This window comes from Parabacteroides sp. B2-S-102, assembly GCF_023656665.1.
Lineage (GTDB): Bacteria > Bacteroidota > Bacteroidia > Bacteroidales > Tannerellaceae > Parabacteroides > Parabacteroides distasonis.
On the sequence record NZ_JAMOKM010000001.1, the window covers coordinates 472,482 to 494,724 of the forward strand.

The window sequence follows — 22,243 nt, forward strand, 5'->3', positions numbered from 1 at the left end:
TTTGTTAAAACGATTTAGATGTGTTCTCGCATAAGATCCCAGATACGACGTGCGATGTTTGGAGCCGCTTCTTCCCGGCAAGGGGCGAAACTAGGCCAATCATTGAAATCGATAATCCGCATGACACCATCCTCGGAGACGATGCAATCTCCCCCGTAAATATGTATGTTCAATACCTCCGCAGCCTTGTGGCAAAGCAGACGAAGCTGCGCTTCGTCGAAGGGGATCCCCTTCGCTGTACCATTGATAACTTCTAAACCAAATTTACTATGATGCATGTTCGATGGATAGAACCAATAAAAGAAATCAGTCCCCGCTACCCCATAAAATTTCACCAAGTCGCCTACCAGATGCTCATTGATTACCGCCGACGGGATACCACGGATGGCGTATTCCTTCAGTATGCTTCTCGCCTCTTCCGGATTTCTTACGTAGGTGACGTCTTCCCTATGAATGGCGTGGAAATCTCCCCGTTTGATCCAGCAATTAAAGAAACCGGCTTTCTCAAGGGCTTCTGTCGGATCCTCATCTGTCCGTAAGATTAAACTTTCCGGATGGGAGATATGATTGGATAATAGGAGGCGGGTCATTTTCTCACGGGTACAATTCTCGATCCCGTAACCCGAGTTCACCACGAAATAATTTTTATCCTCTAGTTCTTGCAGCTTATGGATGGACTTCCAGTCTCTTACCATATTAAAGATACCCTTTTCCTTCGGGTCTTGTAGCAGCAGATCCGATTCGATATATTCGTTTACATCGCATCCCAATTTTCGTAAATGCTGGGCTGTCAAGGCGAAGATCGCCGCGTCGTTGCCGATATGATTGGGGGAGAATTGATTTCCTCTGCGGATACCTGCTAAAGTTAATTTACTCATTGTTAGACTGTATTCTTTATGACTTTAAAAATGATTCGGCTTTCAAAATGTCATCGGCGTGATCCACGTCGATGATCTTGCTGAAAGGATAGGCCTTTAGCCTCAACCCCTCGGCGATGAGCTGCCGTTGATAATTGCGCATTCTCGACATTCCCTGCGAGATGGCGTTGTTCAATACACCCAGAGCCGGACGCCTCAAGCAATAGATACCTCCCGATATGTAACGGCAATCACCGTCTGCCTGATCTAGGAAATTCCGGATGTAAAGTTCGTTGTCTGTTTCTACATATAAGGGTTTCTCGTCATCAATAAAATCAGTGACGGCCATCAATCCGTCCAGTTTATCCTCTTGGATGAACTGTTGGATATAGCCGCTGAACTCTTCTTCCTTGAAGATCGTGTCTACAGTAGTTAAACAAATCTTATCACCGTCCAGATAATGACTCAGCTCGTAGAAGCTGTGCATAGAGCTGGGGGTGGATTTTACCAACAGGTAAAAGGGTATAGGTAGTCGCAGGGCCTTCAGGTAATCCTGTACCTCGGTCATCTCCTCGTTTACGATGATACTGATAGAGGTAGCGTTATTTTTCAAAAAAACGTCTATCAACCGGTCTATCAGAGCGACACCGTTGAGTCTAACCAGAGGCTTTGGCCACTTAACACCTTCTTGCGCCAAGCGGGAGCCTTCGCCGGCGGCAATGATCGCGTAATCCATAACTTTTATTAGTTCAAATAATAATTTCGCAAAGTTACGAGATTTCTGAGATAGTTTTAGGCTATATCGTTGATATAATTGGTCAAAATTTCTATAAATTAGGACTATTTGACTAGAACAACAAAGACGTTATAAAGAGCTTGAATGTTTTTTTGAAAATAATTATCGTTTTATAGTTGCTAATTCAAATAGAATGCTTTCCTTTGTGCCATGAACAAAAGATAGTTTGTATAGCTCTTTTATCTTTTAGCATTTATTCATCAGCGATGATAATACTTTCTTTTAGAGATTGACTTCACCAACCATCCTTGTTTTATTATTAATTTTTATTTTTTTATATCATTTTCGTATGAATATTTACATTGGAAACCTGAATTATCGGGTAAGAGAATCAGACTTACAACAGATTCTGGAAGAGTATGGTGTTGTAGACTCAGTTAAAATCATTGTTGACCGTGACACAAAACGTTCTAAGGGCTTCGCTTTCGCTGAGATGCCTAACGCTGCAGAGGCTCAAAAAGCTATCGAGGAGTTGAACCAAGCTGAGTACGAAGGTCGTCAGATGGTTGTTAAAGAAGCTATCCCTAGACGTTAAATTTTAGAAGAAAGAAATTTTTAAAATAAGACGAAAAAGCGGGGAAACGAGGTGAAAACTTCCGTTTCCCCGCTTTCTTTTTTCAGTGTATTTTGTTTATGTTCGCGAGAAATTTTAAGAGTGATGAAGAATATAGGTGTTAGGAGTCTCATTGTGGGTCTTTGCTTGATGGGATTGGGGAGTTGGTCTCCCTCGCTGAAGGCGCAGATCGCGGATCGTGTCTATAAGACGGATTATCATATCGACCCGGAGAAGGCCCGGGAGTTGTCCGTAGAGTTGGATAATATTAGCTTCTTCAAGGATAACGAGTATACGGGTAAATTTACCAAAGGGTATTCGTTGCCGGGGCTTTGGGTACAAGGCAAAGCGGTTTATTATCCCTTGCGGAATATCAAGTTGGAGGCGGGTGTCCATATGTTGATCTATCATGGGGCGAATAAATATCCGAGCATGGCTTATCAGGATATCGCTTATTGGAAGGGAGACCAATACCAAAAAGGGGTACATGTGTTGCCCTATTTCCGGGCGCAGATGGCTCTCTCGGATCATGTGAACATCGTGCTGGGAAATATTTACGGCGCTTCCAACCATAATTTGATAGAGCCTCTTTATAATCCGGAGTTGAATTTGACCTGCGATCCCGAGGCGGGCTTGCAGTTGTTGTATGACTCGAAGGCTTTCGACTTGGATGTGTGGGTGAACTGGCAGAGCTTTATTTTCCGGGAGGATGTGCATCAAGAGGCGTTTACCGTCGGGATCTCTTCACGGGTAAAGTACAACGACCCGGCTTCCCGTTTCCATTTCTATACGCCGGTGCAAGGATTGGTGCAGCATAGGGGAGGCGAGATCGACACGATCTTCAACAATTCCGTGCAAACCTTGATGAATGGTGCGATCGGTGTCGGAGGTGTATGGAATACCGGACATCGTATTTTCAAGAACTTGAACGTGGAACTGGATGCTACCGGTTATTATCAGCAAGCGGGAGAGATATGGCCTTTTGACAGCGGATATGGCTTGTATGCCCGTGCTTCCGCCGATATCTATGATTTCCGGGTGAAAACGTCGTATTGGACCTGCGAGGATTTCATCTCTATGTTTGGTAGCCCGTTTTTCGGGGCGGCCTCGATGATTGATGAGGGTGTTACGTTCGGCCGTCCGCAGATGATCTATCTTGGGGTGGAATATTCCCGGCAACTGGCGAAAGGTTTCTCGATAGGGGTGGATGTGGACGTTTTCCATCATCTCTCCGGAGATATGAATGATGCGGATGGAGTAATACAACCGATGGGAAGCGCTACGAGTTTTACGGCAGGGGTTTACATGCGTATCAATCCGTCTTTCCTAATTAAAAAATTCTGATCATTATCTTAATACAGAAACACAGTAGTATTTGATTGTGAATACTACTGTGTTTTTCTATGAATACTATTGTGTTCAGCCGTGAATACAATAGTGTTTTTATTCAATCACTAAATCGATCTTCTTCAGTGTCTTATCGTCTGATGAACCTCCATATAGGATTTGGTATTTACCCGGGCGAACCTCCATGGTCTGTGTATTGTCATTGAAGGATTGGAAAGCTTTCGGTTCCAATTGGATGCTAACCGGTTGTTCGCTGCCAGCCTTCACGTTCACACGTTTGAATGCTTTCATCGCTTTTAGCGGTCCGGCAGGATCGTTCGGGTTCTTGATGTAGATCTGAGCGACCTCGTCACCATCCATCTTGCCTGTATTGGCGATATCGAAGGAGAGGGTAACCGATTCGTTGGAAGCGATCTTATCCTTTGACAACTTAGCGTTCTTATAATCGAATGTTGTATAGCTCAAGCCATAACCGAACGGATAAAGCGGAGTCTGCGTCATGTAACGATAGGTACGGCCCTTCATGCTGTAATCTTGGAAGTCCGGAAGCTGGTCTACGGATTTATAGAACGTGATCGGCAAGCGTCCGGCCGGGTTATAGTCTCCGAATAAAACGTCGGCCACGGCTGTTCCACCTTCTTGTCCGCCATACCAAGCGTTCAAGATAGCGTTTACATGATCGTTCTCCCAGTTCAATGCCAATGCGCTACCCGTACATACCACGTATACCACAGGCTTTCCGGTGGCTACCAAGGCTTTGACCATTTCCTTCTGTACGGCCGGGATCTCGATATTCGTGCGGTCGCCTTTCCGGAAACCTTCAGCATCTACTGGCATTTCCTCACCTTCCAGACGTGGAGAGATACCACCTACGAATACGATGACATCAGCGTCTTTAACCTTGCTGGCCGTAGCTTGGAAATCTACGGGTGTGCGTACGCCTACCGTAAAGTTCAGGTCAGCGCTACCCGTGCGTTGCATATATTCGATCTTTATGGGATATTTCTCACCTTTCTTAGCGTTTAGCGTATAGAGTTTTTCCGCTCCATATTCGTTTTCCCATACCTCGGCGACTTTAGCCGTATCGATATACAGGCGGAATGCGTCGTTTCCGGATAGTTTGAACTCGACAGGACCATCTATCGGAGACTCGAATTCACCCGTAAAGCGAGCCGTGAAATTCGTCAAGTTCACGTTCGGGGCGAATTGGGTGTTACCTCCGGTGGTATAATGAAGCTCTTTCGCTAATCCCTTGTAGGCGGGGGTACCCTCGAACTCGGTATTGTTGAAGAATTCGGAGGCGAAGCCTTGTCCCGCCGTGGAAGATACGTGGCTACCTAGGTCTGTCACGACAAAATCGGCGGTATGGTTGCAACCCAGCTCGTAGATAACCTCTGCGTTCGGGACTTTATTGCGGATACCTTCCACGATCGTGACGGTCTTGGTCGGGAAGCCGTTGTAGTTGGCCCATAGCATGGTCGAGTCCGCTGCGTTCGGTCCGACTACGGCGATCTTCTTGATATTCTTGTCCAGAGGAAGCATATTATTCTTGTTCTTCAACAAAACGATACTTTTACGTGCCATATCCAGTGCCTTGGCGATATGCTCCGGGCTCTCGACTACGCTGTAAGGTATTTTAGAATAAGGAACCCGCTCGTCCGGATCGAACATACCTAGCTCGAAGCGACCTTTCAGCAGGCGGCGTAAGGATACGTCCAGATCTTTCTCCGAGATCTTACCGTCGGCCAAGGCTTTGTTTAGCGCACGGTAGCTACCGCCACATTCTAGGTCGGTACCGTTCAATACGGCGTCGGCGGATGCGCTCTCAGCGTCCGGGTGCGTCTCATGGCGAGGCGTATTTTTGTCTTTTCTCCAGAAATCATCGATAGCACCGCAGTCGGAGAGGATGATATTGTCGTATCCCCAGCTATTACGCAAGATATCGATCAATAATTTGTCGCTGCTACAGCAAGGTTTGCCCTCAAAACGGTTATAGGCGCACATTACCTCTTGTACATCGCCCTCCTTAACCAATGCCTCGAAAGCTGGAAGATACGTCTCGTACAGATCACGAGGAGTAGCCTCTACGTCAAACTCATGACGGTTCCATTCCGGACCGCTGTGTACGGCGTAATGCTTGGCGCAAGCGTGTGTCTTGTAATAATTCGGATCATCACCTTGCAATCCACGGGTTACGGCTACACCCATCTTCTCGGTCAAGTAAGGGTCCTCTCCATAAGTTTCCATACCCCGTCCCCAGCGAGGGTCACGAAAGATATTGATATTCGGGGTCCAGAAAGTAAGACCTTTGTAACGGTCGTACTCCTTGTCCTTTTGGTATTGATGGTATTTGGCACGGGCCTCATCGCTGACCATCGTGAAGGTCTCGTGAACGGCGTTATCATCGAAGGTAGCCGCCATGGCGATCGCTTGCGGGAATACGGTCGCACGTCCGGCACGAGCCACGCCGTGAAGAGCCTCGTTCCACCAGTCGTAAGTCGGGATTCCCAAACGCTCGATGGCGGGGGTTACGTTCATCATTTGGCCGATTTTCTCCTCCGGTGTCAGTCGGGATAGTAAGTCGTCGATACGTTCTTCCAAGGGAAGATCCGGATTCCGGAAAGGGTAATCTTGTTGTTTTTCACTACAAGAGGCGGTGAGTAGGAGGGTGATCATCGCTACTGTCAGTTGTTTCATTTTCATGTTATTAAATTTTAGATATTGTTTATCTTACATTATTACTTATTGTAAACTATTTTAAGATAGATCGTTATCTTTGATATTGATGGAGCAAAACTACGATTTTAGAAGCATTTTTTCAAACAGGAACACTTAAAATAGGTTACTTTAGTGGTTATTCATTTAAAAGCCCTATTTTTGCCGTAACAGATTAAAACACGAAAGAATGATGAAGAAGTATCTATTTTTGTTACTAATAGGGGCCGCTAGCCTGACGGCCTGCGGAGACGATGACGATCCCGTTGTTCCGGAATTGAATAAGCTAACGAAAGTTTCTTGTTATAAAGACGGAGCTTCAAGCCCGCTTTTTACCGCTGATATCAATTATACGAGCGATGGCAAGATCTCAAATATAAATTTGGGAGTGGATAAGTTATTGTTCATTTATTCGGATGGTAAATTCTCTGTCACAGGCATTCATTCCGGTGAGGTTATAGAGGAATATACGTTAAGCGGAAATGTAATTACAAGTAAGAAGATCTCTCAAGAGAATCCATACGCCAGCAACGAGATCTATGTAAGCGATGAATATTCCTATCGTTATTCAGGCTCGAATTGGGTGTTGACTTCTTGGAATGCCCGTTGGCCGAAAGAGTTTGGGACGGGATACGAGGAGAGAAGTTATCCGGAGTACGAGAAATATACATGGGAGAACGGCAACGTGGTTCTATATGCCCAGTCATTGGATAGCCGGGAGATGAGGTACGAGTATAGCGTGGCGGAGGCTCCTAAGAACTTCCCTCTGCGAGTGATCGGTTCTTTCTCGCCGGTTGGCTTTGAGTCTGTAACACCTCTGAATTTGTTATATGGTATCCAAAACCGGAATCTTCCGATCCGTGCCTACACCTATACGATCCCTAACCAGAGCGAGGTGAAAGCTGAGTACAAATACACCTATACCACCGTGGGAGATTATATAACGGGTATGACTATCGATGAGAATGACGGAGGAACCGCAAGCTCTTATAAGTATACTTTCGAGTATAATTTCGCCGTGAAGTAAGGAGACATGCCTTGTTTGGTTTAATTAACATACACATATGCAGCATTTCCGCCCTAAAACGCATTTCTAATTTTATAGAATTAAAAGGTTGATTAGTTTAATTGATAAACTTAGAAAGGAAGTATTATGAACGGATTCTTTAATTTTAGGAAATTAGTTGTAGGTGTAATGGCGGCTACTTGTTTTATGGGGTTTCAATCTTGCTTGGACGATGATGATGATTATCCTTACAGTAAAGTGTTGCCGAATGCGTTGGTGACGGTTAAGCCGGTCGATGATGGTTCATATTTTCTTCAATTGGATGATAGCACGACCTTGTTGCCTGTCAATATGACCTCTTCTCCCTTCGGGCAGAAGGAGGTGAGAGCGTTGGTGAATTTTGACGAGACGAACGAGTCTAGCGGAATTTACAGCAAGGCCGTAAATATTAATTGGATCGACAGTATCCTTACAAAACCAATCGCTCCGGATTTGGGGGTGACTAGCAACGATTCGATCTATGGCTCCGACCCTGTGGAGATCGTGAACGATTGGGTTACCATCGCCGAGGACGGATATCTGACACTCCGTTTCAGGACGATCTGGGGAGACCGCAATAAGGCTCATTTTGTAAACCTACTGACAGGCAAGGACCCGGAGAATCCTTATGAGGTAGAGTTCCGCCATAACGCTTATGGCGATGTATATGGCGCATATGCGGATGGACTGGTCGCTTTTAAATTGGATAGCCTTCCGGATACGAATGGTAAGACGGTTAAGTTGAAATTAAAATGGAAGTCATTCGATGGCGATAAGTCTGTGGAATTCAATTATTGTTCCCGCAAGTCTACTCCGGCAAAAGCATCTATAGCTGCCGAGAGAAGCGCCTTAAATTTGAAATAGGTCGGTTTGATCGTTTAAATAGATGGGGATTTGGCAGGGAGTGAATCTCCCTTGCTTTTTGAAAGTTCTTTCCTAGTGATAGGGAAGGACTTTTTTTATGGATAGAAACAAAAAAGGACTCTAAGAAGAGTCCTTTTTATTCGTGGGCAGTGATGGATTCGAACCACCGAAGGCGAAAGCCAGCTGAGTTACAGTCAGCCCCATTTGGCCACTCTGGTAACTGCCCATTCCAATATGTTTTCTTGAGCCTCTTGTCGGATTCGAACCAACGACCCCGAGATTACAAATCACGTGCTCTGGCCAACTGAGCTAAAGAGGCATCTGTTATTCGTTTGCGGGTGCAAAGGTAGTAATAATATCTTACGATGCAATAGCTGGAGGCATTTTTTTCAAAAGGGAACGAAAAAAACCGTCCGGGAAAACTCTCGGGCGGCTCTTCTCTACACGTAACTTACATCAAATTAAATCAATATCTCTTACCAACGGTTTCCCAGTCGATAATCCTCCACAATGCGTTCAAATGATCCGCACGGCGGTTCTGGTAATCCAGATAGTAAGAATGCTCCCATACATCGAATCCCATGATCGGAGTCAATCCCTTAACGACCGGGTTACTACCGTTGGGTTCTTTGGTAATTGAAAGTTTGCCGTCTTTATCTTTAGCCAACCATACCCATCCTGAGCCGAACAAGCCTGTACCGGCGGCCACGAACTCTTTCTGGAAGTTCTCGAACGATCCCCACGTAGACTTGATAGCCTCGGCTAGCTTACCCGTAGGTTCGCCACCTCCGTTCGGGGAGAATTGGGTAAAATATAGATTGTGATTCAATACTTGGCCGGCATTGTTGAAAATGGCTCCGTCAGACTCACGAACGATCTGCTCCAGCGGAGCGTTCTCGAATTTCGTGCCCTCAATCAGCTTATTAAGGGTATTTACATAGTTCAATAAATGTTTTCCGTAATGGAAATCAATTGTTTGTTTGCTGATAACTGGTTCTAAACCGTCGTTTGCGTACGGTAACTGGATTAACTCGAATTTCATAACTTCTTCTTTTTTATCTGTTATTTGACTATTTGTGATCATTAATAATAAACTTAAACATAATGTAAGCATTGTCTTCTAGTTTTTTATGTTGATTTACTATATAAACAGAGCCGAGGGGATGAAAGTTCTGGGTTCGGTGATGGTTTTTTAGTGAAAATATGTTTGCGGCTAAAGTTTTATAGGGAAAACTATGTGTTATATATCGCAAAAGTTTCTATTTTTGTGCGCTCTTAAGCTTTTATTAATAAGTAAAACATATTTGTAGATGGTAAAGAAAGTTGGGAATTTAATTCCAAACACCTTTTTTATTACAAAAGGAAGTGGCGAATCAGACTTGGAGAAACACGCTGGTTCTTACCACATGGCTCTTTATGACGCCGGTATCTCTGATTTTAATATCATGACGTATTCGTCGGTGATACCCGCTACGGCACATCTGGCAACCATGGATGAACTAGACCTTCCTCCATTTGGTTCGGAAATGAAAACGATCATGGCTGTATCCCATGGATATCAGGATGAGTTCGTGTCTGCTGGTGTGGTTTACGCATGGATGTATAAGGATGAGAACTTTGATGAGAAGGTTGGTGGCCTTGTGTGTGAGGTCAGCGGACGTTACCGCATCGAGGAGCTTGAGTCTCGTCTGATCCGTGTTATTAACGATCTTCATCAGAAGACGTATGGGAAGTATTATCTTGGAGAGCTTAACTTTATCACCGAGGGAATTACGATCGAGAAACGCTATGGAACGGCGTTGGCCGCCCTTTGCTTCGTGGATTTCCTTCAACCGGAGATCGAGGAATAAGTCGTGTTGAGTATTTTTTGTGATATTTATAGAGCCGGTTCCTTTCAAGAGCCGGCTTTTTTGTTAACTTTGAGCAACAAAAAACATATAAATATTGTTTTCGTGATATGAAAAAGATAATTAATCCGTGGGAAGGGCTGGACGGTTATATGTGTTTCGGTTGCGCTCCGAACAATCCGCTGGGGCTGCATATGGAGTTTTTTGAGGATGGTGACGATATCGTGGCGTTCTGGAAGCCTCAAGGTACTTACCAAGGATGGCTGCGTACGTTGCACGGAGGTATACAGACTACGCTGATGGATGAGTTGGCCGGCTGGGTGGTCTTGAGGAAGTTGCAGACCTCCGGGGTGACCTCACGCCTCGATGCCAAGTTTATGGAGAGTATCTCTACGGACGAGCCCCAACTGACGATACGGGGACGGATGACAGACCGGAAACGGAACGCCATCTTCATAGAGACCGAGATCTATAACTCGGCGAATGAGTTGTGTACCCGTGCCGAGATGGTTTATTTCATCACCCCGCAAGAACGTGCGATGGAGGAGTTTGGTTTTTGCGGGTGTAAGACTGAGGATGAACATTAGTATAAATAAAAAGAAAAGTTAGGTTATTATGAAGTATGTTGGGGCTCACGTGAGTGCGGTCGGTGGGGTTGAGAATGCCCCCGTTAATGCCCATGAGATCGGTGCGAAGGCTTTTGCCCTTTTCACCCGGAATCAGAGGCAATGGAAGTCGCAGCCGTTGAAGGCGGACAGTATCCATTTATTTAAGGAGCGGTGTGAAGCGTACGGTTACGATCCGGGATGTATCTTGCCGCACGATAGCTATTTGATCAATCTGGGGAACCCAGACGCCGAGGGATTGCAGAAATCCCGTGACGCTTTTCTGGACGAGATGACACGCTGCGAGCAACTGGGACTGAAAATGCTGAATTTCCATCCCGGAAGCCATTTGGGGAAGATGGAGGTGGATACCTGCCTGTCTCGCATCGCCGAGTCGATCAATATCACGTTGGCTCAGACGAGTGGCGTATGTGCCGTGATAGAGAATACGGCGGGGCAAGGCTCGAACTTGGGATATACCTTCGAGCAGATCGCCTATATTATAAATGAGGTAGAGGATAAGAGCCGGGTAGGAGTATGCCTCGATACGGCGCACACGCTTGCCGCCGGTTACGATATAAAGACACCGGAGGGGTTTGCCGAGACATTCCGTCATTTCGACGAGGTGATCGGCTTTTCTTATTTAAGAGGTATGCATCTGAACGATTCCAAAAAAGATTTGGGATCGCGTGTGGACCGGCACGAGAGTATCGGTAAAGGCTTGATGGGCCTTGATACCTTCCGCATGATCATGGCGGACCCCCGTTTCGACAATATGCCCTTAATCCTAGAGACCCCGGACGAGGCGCTTTGGCCGGAGGAGATACAGCTTCTATATAAACAATTAAAATCTTGATTATATGTTCATTTTAATGCCTGTCATTTTTGTCTTAGGAATCCTCGCTATTGCCTTGGAGGATAAGATCAAAATAAATAAAGCGGCCATAGCGTTGTTCATGGCTATCTCTATGTGGATGATATTGATGTTCGATGCCTACAATATTTTCGTCGAACGCTCCAGTACGATCTTTCAAGAGTTCTTGACCCAGAATCCGGAGATGGCCAGCTTGCCCCCGCATGAGCAATTTATTAATTTTATATCGAACCGTGCGATTGTTTATCATTTAGGAAACGTCTCCGAGACGCTTTTCTTCGTGATGTGTTCCATGTTGATCGTGGATATCGTGGATAAGCATGGTGGTTTTAGGGCCGTGACCGGGTATATCCGTACGCCGAATAAACGTAAGCTGTTGTGGTATATAAGTTTCGCTACTTTTTTCTTCTCTGCCTTGTTGGATAACTTGGCGGCCGCTATCGTGATCATGGCGGTGTTGCGTAAGCTGGTACCGGATCGTACGGATCGTTTGAAATATGCCTGTATGGTGATTATAGCGGCGAACGCCGGTGGCTCATGGTCGCCGATTGGTGATGTGACGACCATCTTGCTTTGGGTCGGAAAGAATATCTCGGCGATGCACCAGATCTCTCACGTATTTATCCCCGCTTTGGTTAATATGTTGGTGCCGTTGACGATCGCCCATTTCTGGTTGTTCAAGAAAGGATCTACCTTGCGTGTGTTGAGCGAGGAGGAGCAAGGCGACGAGTACATACCAGAGATACCGAACCGCTCACGTCGGATGATCTTTGTGATCGGCGTGCTTTCCTTGGCGTTGGTGCCTGTCTTCCAGATGGTGACGAACTTGCCGCCGTTCTTGGGCGTCTTGCTGGGATTGGTGATCCTTTGGTTCTATACGGATTTGATGTATAGCAAGCTGCACATGCATGAGTCCCAGAAACTCCGTATTTCCCAATTGTTGCCGAATATCGATTTGGCTACGATTTTCTTTTTCTTGGGTATCTTGATGGCCGTGGGAGCGCTGGAGACCTCCGGGCAGTTGGGTATCATGTCCGCTTTCTTGGATAAGCATGTACATGAGCCGTATCTGATCAGCTTCGTGATCGGCGCCTTGTCCTCCTGCGTGGATAACGTAGCCTTGGTCGCCGCTACGATGGGTATGTACCCGATCGTGGAGCAGGTGGCCGACTTATCGCCTTATGCCCAGTTCTTCGTATCGGATGGTGGTTTCTGGACCTTCTTGGCTTATTGCGCCGTGACGGGTGGTAGCATCTTGATCATCGGATCGGCCACGGGCGTTACGGTAATGGGATTGGAGAAGATCGATTTTATGTATTATACGAAACGGTTCTCTATCTTGGCGTTGATCGGCTATTGTTGCGGCGCCGGTGTATATATGCTTTTATTTGCTTAAAACTTTATTTATATGAAGAAGAGTTGGATTTTATTAACTGCTTGCGCCGCCCTGTTATCCGGGGTGGAGGCTATCGCCTGTACCGGTTTGTTGGTGGGCAAGAAGGCTTCGACAGACGGTTCGGTAATGATTAGTTATGCGGCGGACTCGCATTCCCTGTATGGGGAGATGTATCGTTGGCCCGCCGCTACATGGCCGAAGGGCGCCATGTTGGAAGTGAAGGAATGGGATACGGGGAAACCGCTGGGCAAGATCGCCCAAGTGGAGAAGACCTATTCCGTAGTGGGTAACATGAACGAGCATCAGGTGGCTATCACGGAGAGTACGTTCGGCGGACGTCATGAATTGGTGGATACGACGGGTATCATGGATTACGGTAGCTTGATCTACATCGCTTTGCAACGTTCCAAGTCGGCCCGTGAGGCGATCAAGGTCATGACGGACTTAGTAAAGGAATATGGCTATTACAGCAGTGGCGAGACGTTCTCTATCGCCGATAAGAACGAGGCTTGGGTGATGGAGATGATCGGTAAGGGACCGGGTAACAAAGGTGCCGTTTGGGTAGCGATCCGCATCCCGGACGATTGTATCTCGGCGCATGCCAACCAGTCCCGTATCCAGCAGATACCGTTTGACGATAAGGAGAATTGCATGTACTCGCCGGATGTGGTTTCTTTCGCCCGTGAGAAAGGATATTTCAAGGGAAAGGACGCTGATTTCAGTTTCGCCAAGGCTTATTGCCCGTATGATTTCAGCGCCTTGCGTGGATGCGAGGCTCGTGTATGGTCTTTCTTCCGTAAATATGATACCACGATGGATCGGTATACGGATTTTATCAAGGGTGATCCTTCCAAGGAGCCGATGCCTCTGTATGTCAAGCCGAATCGTAAGCTTTCCGTTCAAGATGTACAGAATGGCATGCGCGACCATTACGAGGGAACGGATCTGGATATGACGAAAGATGCCGGTGCCGGCTCGTATAAGGTTCCTTACCGTTGGCGGCCGATGACGTTCGAGGTAGACGGGCAGGAATATACGAATGAACGTGCCATAGCGACGCAACAAACGGGCTTCGTGATTGTTCCACAAATGCGTAACTGGTTGCCGGACGCTATCGGTGGTATCTTGTGGTTTGCCGTGGACGACGCTGATATGGCGGTCTTCACTCCTGTATATGCGTCGGTAACGGATGTTCCGGAGTGCTATCGGGTGGGAAACGGCGATTTGCTGAACTTCTCTTGGACTTCCGCTTTCTGGATTCATAACTGGGTGGCTAATATGGCTTACCACAAATATAGCTTCATGATTCAGGATATCCGTAAGGTACAGCAGGAGTTGGAGAATGGTTATCAAGAGACCGTACCGGCTATCGATAAGGCGGCTCAGGAGTTGTATGCCAAGGACCCGGCGGAGGCTGTCAAGTTCTTGACGTGGTATAGCACGACTAATTCAGACTCCGCTACCGCCCGCTGGAAGCAATTGGGTGAGTATTTGCTGGTAAAATACATCGATGGAAACGTGAAGAAAGAGGTGAACGGACAGTTCAAGCGTAATCCGTACGGCCAGCCCGCATCTCCCGATTTTCCCGGATATGACGAGGACTATTACCGTAGCATCGTGAAGAGTGCCGGCGATCGACTGAAAGTAAAATAAATACCAATAATAATCTAATGTTGAACTAAACGAAAGAAAGCGTATGAAAAAGTTTGTAATGATGCTGATGTTAGCAGTCTTTAGTCTGGGAGCTTATGCGCAGACGCAGCAAGGACAATCTGCCGTGGGATTTAACATCGGTTATGGATTCGATTCGAAGAATGCCACGTTAGGAGTTGATTACCGCTATTGTATCACGGATGCGGTACGTTTGAGCCCGTCTCTTACTTATTTCGTAAAGAATGACAATCACAGCACTTGGGCGATCGACTTGAATGCTCATTATGTAGTGAAGTTAAGTGAGATGTTCGGTTTTTATCCATTAGCGGGGCTTAGTCTGTCCTTTTGGAATTGGGATGCGGGCCATGGCCTTTCTCATAACGAGACTCGTCTGGGAGCCAATATCGGTTTAGGCGGTGAGGTTTATGCTACCGACAATCTTTCGATAGGATTGGAGGTGAAGTATAATATCATCAAGGATTTCGATCAGGCCATGCTGGGCGTTCGCGTAGGATATAGTTTCTGATCCCAATATAGTCACAGCCCCACGGCAGTACTGCCGTGGGGTTACACCAGTATTGCTTCCGGCTCTCGCCGATACTGGTGTAGCCCATTGCCAGTACAGGCGTTTCCTTTATTCCTTCATTCCTTCACCGGCTCCTACACACACACGCACGTATACGCATACGCGAATTATTAATGTACGCATACATGTGTGTGGGTGTGTGTAAAGGGGTAGGTGAAGGAATGAAGGAAATAATCATTTCCTTTTTCTCGATTGCTTACCATCTCAAATAATCCTCGAACGTGACTTTCTCGAAATTGGGGATTACCTCATATACTTTATCTCTTAAAGATTCCGCCGGATTCGTCGTACTTAACCCGATGACACGCATCCCTGCGTCCTTCCCGGACTGTATGCCGTTGAAAGAATCCTCGAATACGATACAATCCTCGGGAGATACGTTCAAGTCTTTCGCCGCCAATAGATAACACATCGGATCGGGCTTACCTTGCGTGATGCGGTCGGCGGTCACTAGGGTATCGAATAGATTGTCCAGATGTAGAAGCCCGAAAGCCCGTTTCACCTTCGCGTTATCCGAGCTGGTAACCAAGCCTATCTGTACGCCGTGCTCCTTCAGCATACGGATGAACTCGATGGAGCCGGGCATGGGAGGCAAGGGCATCGTCTTCTCATACTCTGTAGATTCTTTGGTCACCATTTGGCGGAACTCCTCCGTATATCCGGAAAAATACTTCTCCAGAATATACGGTAGGGTCGTACCCTTTATAATATCAGCGAAATTATCGATACCTAAGCCATAACGTTTAGCGGCATCGTTCCAGAATAAATCGTAAATAGGTTCCGTATCTACTACTACGCCGTCAAAATCGAACAAGGCGGTCTTTAGTTGTTTCATATAAATAATCATTTAATATTTATATCGCGAAGATACGTCTATTTTTTATGAAATCAATTATCTTTGTGGACGCACACATTGCTTGATTATATACATTAAAAATAAATAAGACATGAAGACACTAGTAATTTGTACCGCCATGAGCGCTATGATCCTTTGCGCCTGCGGTGGAAAAAACACGCAAAGTACGGAAGAGACAGCTAAGGTAGTACCGATGGCCGTAATTACACCGGCGATCAATCAATTGACCGACCAAGAGAAAGCCGAGGGTTGGGCGCTCCTTTTTGATGGTAAGACAACGAAAGGCTGGCGTGGAGCGCACAAAGACGCTTTCCCTGATCACGGATGGATGGTGAAAGATGGCGAATTGATCGTGCAGAAATCCGACGGTAGCGAGTCTACGAACGGAGGCGATATCGTTACGGAGGGTGAATATTCCGCTTTTGAGTTCAGCGTGGATTTTAAGATCACCGAAGGGGCCAACAGCGGTATTAAATACTTCGTGACCGAGCAAGAGAAGCAAAAAGGCTCCGCTTACGGCTTGGAGTTCCAGCTATTGGATGACGCTAAGCACCCGGATGCCAAGCTTTACACGACTTTCCCCGGTAGTCGTACCCTTGGAAGCTTGTATGATCTGAAGAAAAGCGAGAACATCCATTTCAACGGTGTAGGAGAGTGGAATACGGCCGTGGTGAAGGTATTCCCGAACAACCACGTAGAGCACTGGCTGAATGGTGTGAAGGTATTGGAGTACGAGCGTGGCAGCAAGGAGTTCCGTGATTTGGTGAAGGGCAGTAAATACGCTGATCCATCTTATAATGCGGGTGGTGCTTTCGGCGAGGCTCCGAAAGGACACATCCTTTTGCAGGATCATGGGGATGAGGTAGCGTTCCGCAATATCAAGGTGAAGGAGTTGAAATGATCGCCTCGTGACTAATTTTTCGTAACAAAAGAGTACCGATTTAAAAAAAGTTGTTACTTTGCGGCGAATTTAGACTACTAACTTTAAAAGATAACAGACAAATACCATGATTTGGAACGAAACTATTGAATGTATGGACCGTGAGGAAATGCGGAAACTACAGAGCCTACGGTTGAAAAGAGTTGTTGAACATGCTTACCATAACTCCCCGTTTTATCGCAAGAAAATGCAGGAGATGGGCATTGCTCCCGACGATATACAGACAATAGATGATATAACGAAATTACCGTTCACGGTAAAACAAGACTTGCGTGATAACTATCCTTTCGGCTTGATGGCCGTGCCGATGTCCGAGATCGTCCGTCTGCATGCCTCTTCCGGTACGACAGGTAAGCCTATCGTCGTGGGATATACCCGTAAGGACTTGGGTATTTGGGCCGAGGTGGTGGCTCGTTGCCTGACCGCCTATGGTTTGACAAAGAACGATTCCGTGCAAGTATCCTATGGTTACGGAATGTTTACCGGAGGCTTGGGTGCCCATGCCGGAGTGGAGAATATCGGTGGTACGGTGATCCCGATGAGTAGCGGTAATACCCAGAAACAAATCCAGTTGATGCACGACTTCGGTGCGAAGGGTTTGGCTTGTACGCCCTCGTACGCCTTGTATCTGGCGGAGACCATCCACCAGTCCAGTATTCCCTTGGAGGAATTCCAGCTACGTGTCGGAGCGTTCGGTGCCGAGCCTTGGACGGAGAATATGCGTAAGGAATTAGAGACAAAACTAAATATCAAAGCTTACGATATCTATGGCTTGACGGAAATCTGCGGGCCGGGCGTTGGTGGCGAGTGTGAGTGCCAGAACGGTACCCACCTGTGGGAAGACCATTTCTTCCCGGAGATCGTGGACCCGAATACCTTACAACCGGTGGAACCGGGACAAGTAGGAGAGTTGGTCTTCACCACGCTTACGAAGGAGGGTATGCCGATGCTTCGTTACCGTACACGTGATTTGACCTCGCTGACTTACGAGAAGTGCGCCTGTGGACGTACGGCGGTTCGTATGGGACGTATTTTAGGTAGAAGTGACGATATGTTGATTATTCGTGGCGTAAATGTTTTCCCGTCTCAGGTAGAATCCGTAATTTTGGAGCTGCCGGAGTTTGAGGCGCATTACCTGATCGTGGTGGATCGTATGAACAATACCGATACCTTCCAGATACAGGTGGAGGTTCGCCAAGAATACTACTCGGACGAGATGAACAAGATGATCGCCTTGAAAAAGAAGATCGCCGCCCGCATGCAGAGCGTGATCGGTTTGCAACCGGACATCAAGATCGTGGAGCCGCGTAGTATCGAACGTAGTATGGGTAAGGCAAAACACGTGATCGATAAACGTAAGTTAGTATAACCTCTAAAAGATTAAGTACTATGTTAATAAAACAATTATCAATCTTTCTGGAAAACAAGAAAGGCCGTTTTACGGAAGTCGCCAAGATATTAGGGGAGGCAGGGGTCAATATGTCCGCTTTCACGGTAGCCGAGAATTCCGATTTCGGTATCCTTCGCCTAATCGTATCCGATACGGAGAAAGCGATATCCGTGCTTCGTGAAAAGTTATACGCTGTAAGCGTGGCCGACGTGGTATGCTTGCATTGTCCCAACCAGCCGGGAGCCTTGGCAAAGGCGATGGATATCATTACCTCGGCCGGGATCTTCATTGAATATATGTACGCTTTTTCTCAAGGCGACGCTGCTAACGTGATCATCCGTCCGGACGATGTCAATAAGTGCGCGGAGGTTTTGAAAGCGAATAAATTGGAATTGATCGCTGCTAGCGATTTATATAAGTTGTAAATATTAACGTTTTGGGTTTCATTTATTCGCCTAAAAGCACTAATTTTGCACGCTAAAAGTATGTGAATGAAAAAGGTTGTATTTTTACTGATGATGATGACAGTACTATTATCCTCTTGTGGAGAGTATAATAAGATACTGAAGAGCACGGATTACGAATTGAAATATTCGTACGCGAAGAAATACTTCAACGCGAAGCAATACTCGAAATCCGCTACTCTGCTGGATGAACTGGTTACAATCTTTAAAGGAACAGCTTATGCCGAGGAGTCCTTGTACTTGTTGGCGCAAAGCTATTACGGTCAGAAAGATTATCAGACGGCTTCGCAATACTTCGAGACCTATTATACGACCTATCCGAAAGGGGAGTTTACGGAATTATCCCGTTTCTATTCCGGTTATGGTTTGTATCTGGACTCTCCGGATCCCCGGTTAGACCAGTCGCAGACGTATAAGGCGATCGAGCAGTTGCAACTTTATTTGGAGTATTATCCGCAAAGTGAACGGGCCGAGGAAGCGCAGAACATCATGTTCGAGCTTCAGGAGAAGTTGGCTTACAAGGAATTGATGGCCACCCGCTTGTATTTCAATCTAGGTACCTATATGGGGAATAACTTCCAGTCTTGCGTGATCACGGCGCAGAACGCCTTGAAGAATTACCCGTATTCCAAGTATCGTGAGGAATTCATGTTCCTTATCATCCGTGCGAAGTACGAGTTGGCGCTAGTATCCGTAGAGGAGAAGTTGCAGGGCCGTTACCGGGATGTGGTTGACGAGTATTACAACTACATGAACGAGTATCCGGAAGGTAACTACGTAAAGCAGGTAACGAAGTTCTACGACTATGCCAGCAAGCGAATTACAGATGCATATTAAGCGAATTTAATCAATAAAACGAAAATGGATTACAGAAAATCAAACGCTCCTACCAATACGGTAACCCGTGACATGATGAAGTTAAGTGAAGAAACGGGTAACGTATATGAGACAGTCGCTATCATTTCAAAACGGGCGAATCAGATTAGTGTTGAGATGAAACAAGATCTGGAAAAGAAACTTCAAGAGTTCGCTTCTTACAATGACAACTTGGAGGAAGTCTTTGAAAACCGTGAGCAGATCGAGATTTCACGCTACTATGAGAAACTTCCGAAATCAACGTTGATCGCCGCTCAAGAGTACGAGGATGGCAAGGTTTATTACAAGAATCCTGCTAAAGAGAAGAATAACTTCTAAGAAGAAATATTTTTGAACATCGGAAAGGCTGACCCTCAAATGAGTCGGCCTTTCCATTTAAAACGAACTAATTACCATGTTACAAAGAATACAAACTGTTTACCTGCTAATTATCGTGGCGCTTACGGTCGCTACCTTATTCTTGCCGTTGGCCGTGTTGCAACAAGGAGACGCTCTCTTTTCGTTCGATGCTAGCGGGTTGAGCACGATGATCGGTGAGCCGGAATTACTATACCCGGCATGGGGCTTATTTGCCTTGACTGCTATCATCGCTATCATTGCCTTAGTGACGATCTTCTTATATAAGAAAAGAATCCTGCAAATCCGTCTTTGCGTGTTCAACGCATTGCTGATATTGGGCTTTTATGGTTTCTTTGCCTTCTTGATCTATTCCTTGAAGGGGGATATGGAAGGTGCCAGCGTAAGTGTTAAGATCGCTCTTTCCTTCCCGTTGGTCAATCTGATCTTGGATTATCTGGCGATCCGTAATATCGGGGCCGATGAGGCGCTGGTACGTTCCTTGGATCGTTTGCGTTAAGGCTTTCCGGATAAATCATTGGGTATAAGATATTAGGTAAGGGACTCTTTTTGTCAAGGGCCCCTTATTTTATGTCCGGAAAAGTATAATACATAAGACAATATTATTTTGTATATGAAACAATATTGTTTTTCGGTGAAATATATCTACTTTCGTAGAATACAAATATCCGTTGCCTATCATGAAGAAGACTCAGTTTATTCCCATCGCTTTATTGTCGGTATCGGCGGTAGCGAACGCCCAGAGTGCCAGTCGTCCCCCGAATATCATCCTGTTCTTGGTGGATGATATGGGATGGGAGGATACGTCCTTACCTTTTTGGATCCAAAAGACGCATTATAATGAGGTATATGAGACCCCGAACATGGAGCGATTGGCGAAAGGGGGCATGATGTTTACCCAAGCCTACGCTAGCAGTATCAGCTCGCCTACCCGTTGCAGCTTGATCACGGGGACGAACGCCGCCCGTCACCGGGTTACGAACTGGACGCTTTTTAAGGATAAGACGACCGATCGGGAGAGCGATGTGCTTACCTTGCCGGATTGGAATTATAACGGCGTGGCCCAAGTGGGCGGGACGAATAATACGTTTGTGGGTACTTCATTCGTGCAGATATTGAAGAATAACGGATATCACACGATCCATTGCGGTAAGGCGCATTTCGGGGCGATCGATACCCCGGGGGAGGACCCGCATCATTGGGGATTCGAGGTCAATATAGCCGGGCATGCCGCCGGAGGTCTCGCCAGTTACCTCGGCGAGAATAATTACGGGCATACCAAGGATGGTAAACCTTACGCTCCGAACGCTATCCCCGGATTGGAAAAGTATTGGGGAAGCGACACCTTCGCTACGGAGGCCTTGACGCAGGAGGCGATCAAGGCGTTGGACAAGGCTAAGAAATATAACCAGCCGTTTTACCTATATATGTCACATTATGCGATCCATATCCCGATTGATAAGGACAAGCGTTTCTACCAGAAATATATCGATAAGGGGTTAACGGCTAAAGAGGCGGCTTACGCTGCCTTGATAGAGGGTATGGATAAGAGTCTGGGCGATTTGATGGACTGGTTGGAGAAGAATGGCGAGGTGGATAACACGATCGTGATCTTCATGAGCGATAACGGCGGTCTTTCCAGCGAGCCCGGATGGCGTGACGGCGAGATCCATACACAAAACTATCCCTTGAACAGTGGTAAAGGCTCCGCCTATGAGGGAGGAGTCCGTGAGCCTATGATCGTGCGTTGGCCGGGGGTGGTGAAGCCGGGAAGCAAATGTGATAAATACTTGATTATCGAGGATTTCTATCCAACTATCTTGGAGATGGCAGGCATAAAGGGGTATAAGACCGTACAGCCGATAGATGGCGTCAGTTTCATGCCTTTATTAAAAGGTACGGGAGATCCTTCCGTGGGACGTAGCTTATTCTGGAACTGCCCGAATATATGGGGTAATGACGGGCCGGGAATCGGTCCGACTTGCTCGGTTCGTAATGGAGACTGGAAACTGATCTATTATTACGAGACGGGGAAGAAGGAATTGTTTAATATCACGGAGGATATAGGGGAACATAATGACGTGGCAAGGCAGCATCCCGATATCGTAAAGCGTCTGTCCGGGGAATTGGGTACGTATTTACGGAAAGTGGACGGGCAACGTCCGTCGTTTAAGGCGACAGGCAAACCGGTTCCTTGGCCGGATGAGATATATTAATTAAAA

General features: G+C 46.5%; 22 protein-coding genes and 2 tRNA genes. 17 read left to right on the forward strand and 7 right to left on the reverse strand.

Annotated elements, in window-relative coordinates:
- Window positions 1–14: 14 nt before the first annotated feature.
- Window positions 15–878, reverse strand: a complete 864-nt coding sequence (locus NBH07_RS02020) for an ATP-grasp domain-containing protein (RefSeq protein WP_057327735.1) — start codon at window positions 876–878, stop codon at window positions 15–17.
- A gap of 16 nt (window positions 879–894) precedes the next feature.
- On the reverse strand, window positions 895–1,593 hold the full coding sequence (locus NBH07_RS02025) for a nucleotidyltransferase family protein (RefSeq protein WP_005856716.1): 699 nt from the start codon (window positions 1,591–1,593) through the stop codon (window positions 895–897).
- 349 nt (window positions 1,594–1,942) lie between these two features.
- Here NBH07_RS02025 and rbp point away from each other — a divergent pair, with 349 nt between their 5' ends.
- Together rbp and lpxZ are read left to right on the forward strand one after the other, a co-directional pair.
- A complete protein-coding gene (gene rbp, locus NBH07_RS02030) occupies window positions 1,943–2,188 on the forward strand; it encodes an RNA-binding regulator (protein ID WP_005856718.1) in 246 nt (81 codons plus the stop codon).
- 123 nt (window positions 2,189–2,311) lie between these two features.
- Entirely contained in the window at window positions 2,312–3,550 is a 1,239-nt protein-coding gene (lpxZ, locus tag NBH07_RS02035) for an LpxZ family protein (protein ID WP_156682676.1), read from the forward strand.
- A 99-nt stretch (window positions 3,551–3,649) separates the two neighbouring features.
- On the opposite strand, the gene xyl3A is transcribed toward lpxZ, so the two are convergent.
- Window positions 3,650–6,256 carry a xylan 1,4-beta-xylosidase gene (gene xyl3A, locus NBH07_RS02040; protein ID WP_009275988.1) on the reverse strand — a complete coding sequence of 869 codons (2,607 nt, stop codon included), beginning with the start codon at window positions 6,254–6,256 and terminating at the stop codon, window positions 3,650–3,652.
- Between the two features lie 205 nt (window positions 6,257–6,461).
- Here xyl3A and NBH07_RS02045 point away from each other — a divergent pair, with 205 nt between their 5' ends.
- A complete protein-coding gene (locus NBH07_RS02045; RefSeq protein ID WP_005856724.1) occupies window positions 6,462–7,295 on the forward strand; it encodes a DUF5032 domain-containing protein in 834 nt (277 codons plus the stop codon).
- A 126-nt stretch (window positions 7,296–7,421) separates the two neighbouring features.
- Window positions 7,422–8,177, forward strand: coding sequence for a NigD1/NigD2 family lipoprotein (locus tag NBH07_RS02050; RefSeq protein WP_005856726.1), 756 nt, complete (start codon window positions 7,422–7,424; stop codon window positions 8,175–8,177).
- A 143-nt stretch (window positions 8,178–8,320) separates the two neighbouring features.
- Here the strand turns inward: NBH07_RS02050 and NBH07_RS02055 are convergent.
- The 3 genes from NBH07_RS02055 to NBH07_RS02065 all read right to left on the reverse strand — a co-directional run bounded on the left by NBH07_RS02055 (window position 8,321) and on the right by NBH07_RS02065 (window position 9,291).
- A tRNA-Tyr gene (locus NBH07_RS02055) sits at window positions 8,321–8,403 on the reverse strand.
- 19 nt (window positions 8,404–8,422) lie between these two features.
- A tRNA-Thr gene (locus tag NBH07_RS02060) sits at window positions 8,423–8,496 on the reverse strand.
- 147 nt (window positions 8,497–8,643) lie between these two features.
- Window positions 8,644–9,291, reverse strand: coding sequence for a superoxide dismutase (locus NBH07_RS02065; protein ID WP_005856728.1), 648 nt, complete (start codon window positions 9,289–9,291; stop codon window positions 8,644–8,646).
- A gap of 196 nt (window positions 9,292–9,487) precedes the next feature.
- On the opposite strand from NBH07_RS02065, the gene NBH07_RS02070 reads away from it, so the two are divergent.
- The 6 genes from NBH07_RS02070 (at window position 9,488) to NBH07_RS02095 (ending at window position 15,078) form a co-directional block, all read left to right on the forward strand.
- Window positions 9,488–10,027: a pyruvoyl-dependent arginine decarboxylase gene (locus tag NBH07_RS02070; RefSeq protein WP_005856730.1), complete on the forward strand. Its 540-nt coding sequence runs from the start codon at window positions 9,488–9,490 to the stop codon at window positions 10,025–10,027.
- A gap of 107 nt (window positions 10,028–10,134) precedes the next feature.
- Window positions 10,135–10,611, forward strand: coding sequence for a PaaI family thioesterase (locus NBH07_RS02075; protein WP_009017493.1), 477 nt, complete (start codon window positions 10,135–10,137; stop codon window positions 10,609–10,611).
- Window positions 10,612–10,639: 28 nt separating this feature from the next.
- Complete coding sequence (nfo, locus tag NBH07_RS02080; protein WP_005856734.1) at window positions 10,640–11,485, forward strand: deoxyribonuclease IV; 846 nt, start codon at window positions 10,640–10,642, stop codon at window positions 11,483–11,485.
- A 4-nt stretch (window positions 11,486–11,489) separates the two neighbouring features.
- On the forward strand, window positions 11,490–12,899 hold the full coding sequence (nhaD, locus tag NBH07_RS02085; protein WP_005856736.1) for a sodium:proton antiporter NhaD: 1,410 nt from the start codon (window positions 11,490–11,492) through the stop codon (window positions 12,897–12,899).
- A 12-nt stretch (window positions 12,900–12,911) separates the two neighbouring features.
- Window positions 12,912–14,552: a dipeptidase gene (locus tag NBH07_RS02090; RefSeq protein ID WP_009017492.1), complete on the forward strand. Its 1,641-nt coding sequence runs from the start codon at window positions 12,912–12,914 to the stop codon at window positions 14,550–14,552.
- A gap of 43 nt (window positions 14,553–14,595) precedes the next feature.
- Window positions 14,596–15,078 (forward strand): porin family protein, encoded by a 483-nt coding sequence (locus NBH07_RS02095; RefSeq protein WP_008772096.1) that lies wholly within the window; start codon window positions 14,596–14,598, stop codon window positions 15,076–15,078.
- 256 nt (window positions 15,079–15,334) lie between these two features.
- Here the strand turns inward: NBH07_RS02095 and NBH07_RS02100 are convergent, their stop codons facing one another.
- Complete coding sequence (locus tag NBH07_RS02100; RefSeq protein ID WP_005856741.1) at window positions 15,335–15,973, reverse strand: HAD family hydrolase; 639 nt, start codon at window positions 15,971–15,973, stop codon at window positions 15,335–15,337.
- A gap of 112 nt (window positions 15,974–16,085) precedes the next feature.
- On the opposite strand from NBH07_RS02100, the gene NBH07_RS02105 reads away from it, so the two are divergent.
- The 7 genes from NBH07_RS02105 (at window position 16,086) to NBH07_RS02135 (ending at window position 22,237) form a co-directional block, all read left to right on the forward strand.
- Window positions 16,086–16,895: a 3-keto-disaccharide hydrolase gene (locus tag NBH07_RS02105; protein WP_005856744.1), complete on the forward strand. Its 810-nt coding sequence runs from the start codon at window positions 16,086–16,088 to the stop codon at window positions 16,893–16,895.
- A gap of 106 nt (window positions 16,896–17,001) precedes the next feature.
- Window positions 17,002–18,303 (forward strand): phenylacetate--CoA ligase family protein, encoded by a 1,302-nt coding sequence (locus NBH07_RS02110; RefSeq protein ID WP_156682675.1) that lies wholly within the window; start codon window positions 17,002–17,004, stop codon window positions 18,301–18,303.
- Between the two features lie 20 nt (window positions 18,304–18,323).
- Entirely contained in the window at window positions 18,324–18,749 is a 426-nt protein-coding gene (locus tag NBH07_RS02115; protein WP_005856748.1) for an ACT domain-containing protein, read from the forward strand.
- Window positions 18,750–18,815: 66 nt separating this feature from the next.
- Window positions 18,816–19,625: an outer membrane protein assembly factor BamD gene (locus tag NBH07_RS02120; protein ID WP_005856750.1), complete on the forward strand. Its 810-nt coding sequence runs from the start codon at window positions 18,816–18,818 to the stop codon at window positions 19,623–19,625.
- A 24-nt stretch (window positions 19,626–19,649) separates the two neighbouring features.
- Complete coding sequence (locus tag NBH07_RS02125; RefSeq protein WP_005856752.1) at window positions 19,650–19,982, forward strand: DNA-directed RNA polymerase subunit omega; 333 nt, start codon at window positions 19,650–19,652, stop codon at window positions 19,980–19,982.
- A gap of 76 nt (window positions 19,983–20,058) precedes the next feature.
- Window positions 20,059–20,520 (forward strand): DUF4293 domain-containing protein, encoded by a 462-nt coding sequence (locus NBH07_RS02130; RefSeq protein ID WP_005862150.1) that lies wholly within the window; start codon window positions 20,059–20,061, stop codon window positions 20,518–20,520.
- 181 nt (window positions 20,521–20,701) lie between these two features.
- On the forward strand, window positions 20,702–22,237 hold the full coding sequence (locus NBH07_RS02135; RefSeq protein WP_039848634.1) for a sulfatase: 1,536 nt from the start codon (window positions 20,702–20,704) through the stop codon (window positions 22,235–22,237).
- Window positions 22,238–22,243: the final 6 nt, after the last annotated feature.

Coding starts and splice junctions, on each gene's coding strand:
- NBH07_RS02090 (WP_009017492.1), top strand. CDS start 12,912: ATGAAGAAGAGTTGGATTTTATTAACTGCTTGCGCCGCCCTGTTATCC.
- NBH07_RS02105 (WP_005856744.1), top strand. CDS start 16,086: ATGAAGACACTAGTAATTTGTACCGCCATGAGCGCTATGATCCTTTGC.
- nhaD (WP_005856736.1), top strand. CDS start 11,490: ATGTTCATTTTAATGCCTGTCATTTTTGTCTTAGGAATCCTCGCTATT.
- lpxZ (WP_156682676.1), top strand. CDS start 2,312: ATGAAGAATATAGGTGTTAGGAGTCTCATTGTGGGTCTTTGCTTGATG.
- NBH07_RS02100 (WP_005856741.1), bottom strand. CDS start 15,973: ATGAAACAACTAAAGACCGCCTTGTTCGATTTTGACGGCGTAGTAGTA.
- NBH07_RS02095 (WP_008772096.1), top strand. CDS start 14,596: ATGAAAAAGTTTGTAATGATGCTGATGTTAGCAGTCTTTAGTCTGGGA.
- NBH07_RS02130 (WP_005862150.1), top strand. CDS start 20,059: ATGTTACAAAGAATACAAACTGTTTACCTGCTAATTATCGTGGCGCTT.
- NBH07_RS02125 (WP_005856752.1), top strand. CDS start 19,650: ATGGATTACAGAAAATCAAACGCTCCTACCAATACGGTAACCCGTGAC.
- NBH07_RS02025 (WP_005856716.1), bottom strand. CDS start 1,593: ATGGATTACGCGATCATTGCCGCCGGCGAAGGCTCCCGCTTGGCGCAA.
- NBH07_RS02045 (WP_005856724.1), top strand. CDS start 6,462: ATGAAGAAGTATCTATTTTTGTTACTAATAGGGGCCGCTAGCCTGACG.
- rbp (WP_005856718.1), top strand. CDS start 1,943: ATGAATATTTACATTGGAAACCTGAATTATCGGGTAAGAGAATCAGAC.
- xyl3A (WP_009275988.1), bottom strand. CDS start 6,256: ATGAAAATGAAACAACTGACAGTAGCGATGATCACCCTCCTACTCACC.
- NBH07_RS02050 (WP_005856726.1), top strand. CDS start 7,422: ATGAACGGATTCTTTAATTTTAGGAAATTAGTTGTAGGTGTAATGGCG.
- NBH07_RS02020 (WP_057327735.1), bottom strand. CDS start 878: ATGAGTAAATTAACTTTAGCAGGTATCCGCAGAGGAAATCAATTCTCC.
- NBH07_RS02115 (WP_005856748.1), top strand. CDS start 18,324: ATGTTAATAAAACAATTATCAATCTTTCTGGAAAACAAGAAAGGCCGT.
- nfo (WP_005856734.1), top strand. CDS start 10,640: ATGAAGTATGTTGGGGCTCACGTGAGTGCGGTCGGTGGGGTTGAGAAT.
- NBH07_RS02075 (WP_009017493.1), top strand. CDS start 10,135: ATGAAAAAGATAATTAATCCGTGGGAAGGGCTGGACGGTTATATGTGT.
- NBH07_RS02120 (WP_005856750.1), top strand. CDS start 18,816: ATGAAAAAGGTTGTATTTTTACTGATGATGATGACAGTACTATTATCC.
- NBH07_RS02065 (WP_005856728.1), bottom strand. CDS start 9,291: ATGCTTACATTATGTTTAAGTTTATTATTAATGATCACAAATAGTCAA.
- NBH07_RS02070 (WP_005856730.1), top strand. CDS start 9,488: ATGGTAAAGAAAGTTGGGAATTTAATTCCAAACACCTTTTTTATTACA.
- NBH07_RS02110 (WP_156682675.1), top strand. CDS start 17,002: ATGATTTGGAACGAAACTATTGAATGTATGGACCGTGAGGAAATGCGG.
- NBH07_RS02135 (WP_039848634.1), top strand. CDS start 20,702: ATGAAGAAGACTCAGTTTATTCCCATCGCTTTATTGTCGGTATCGGCG.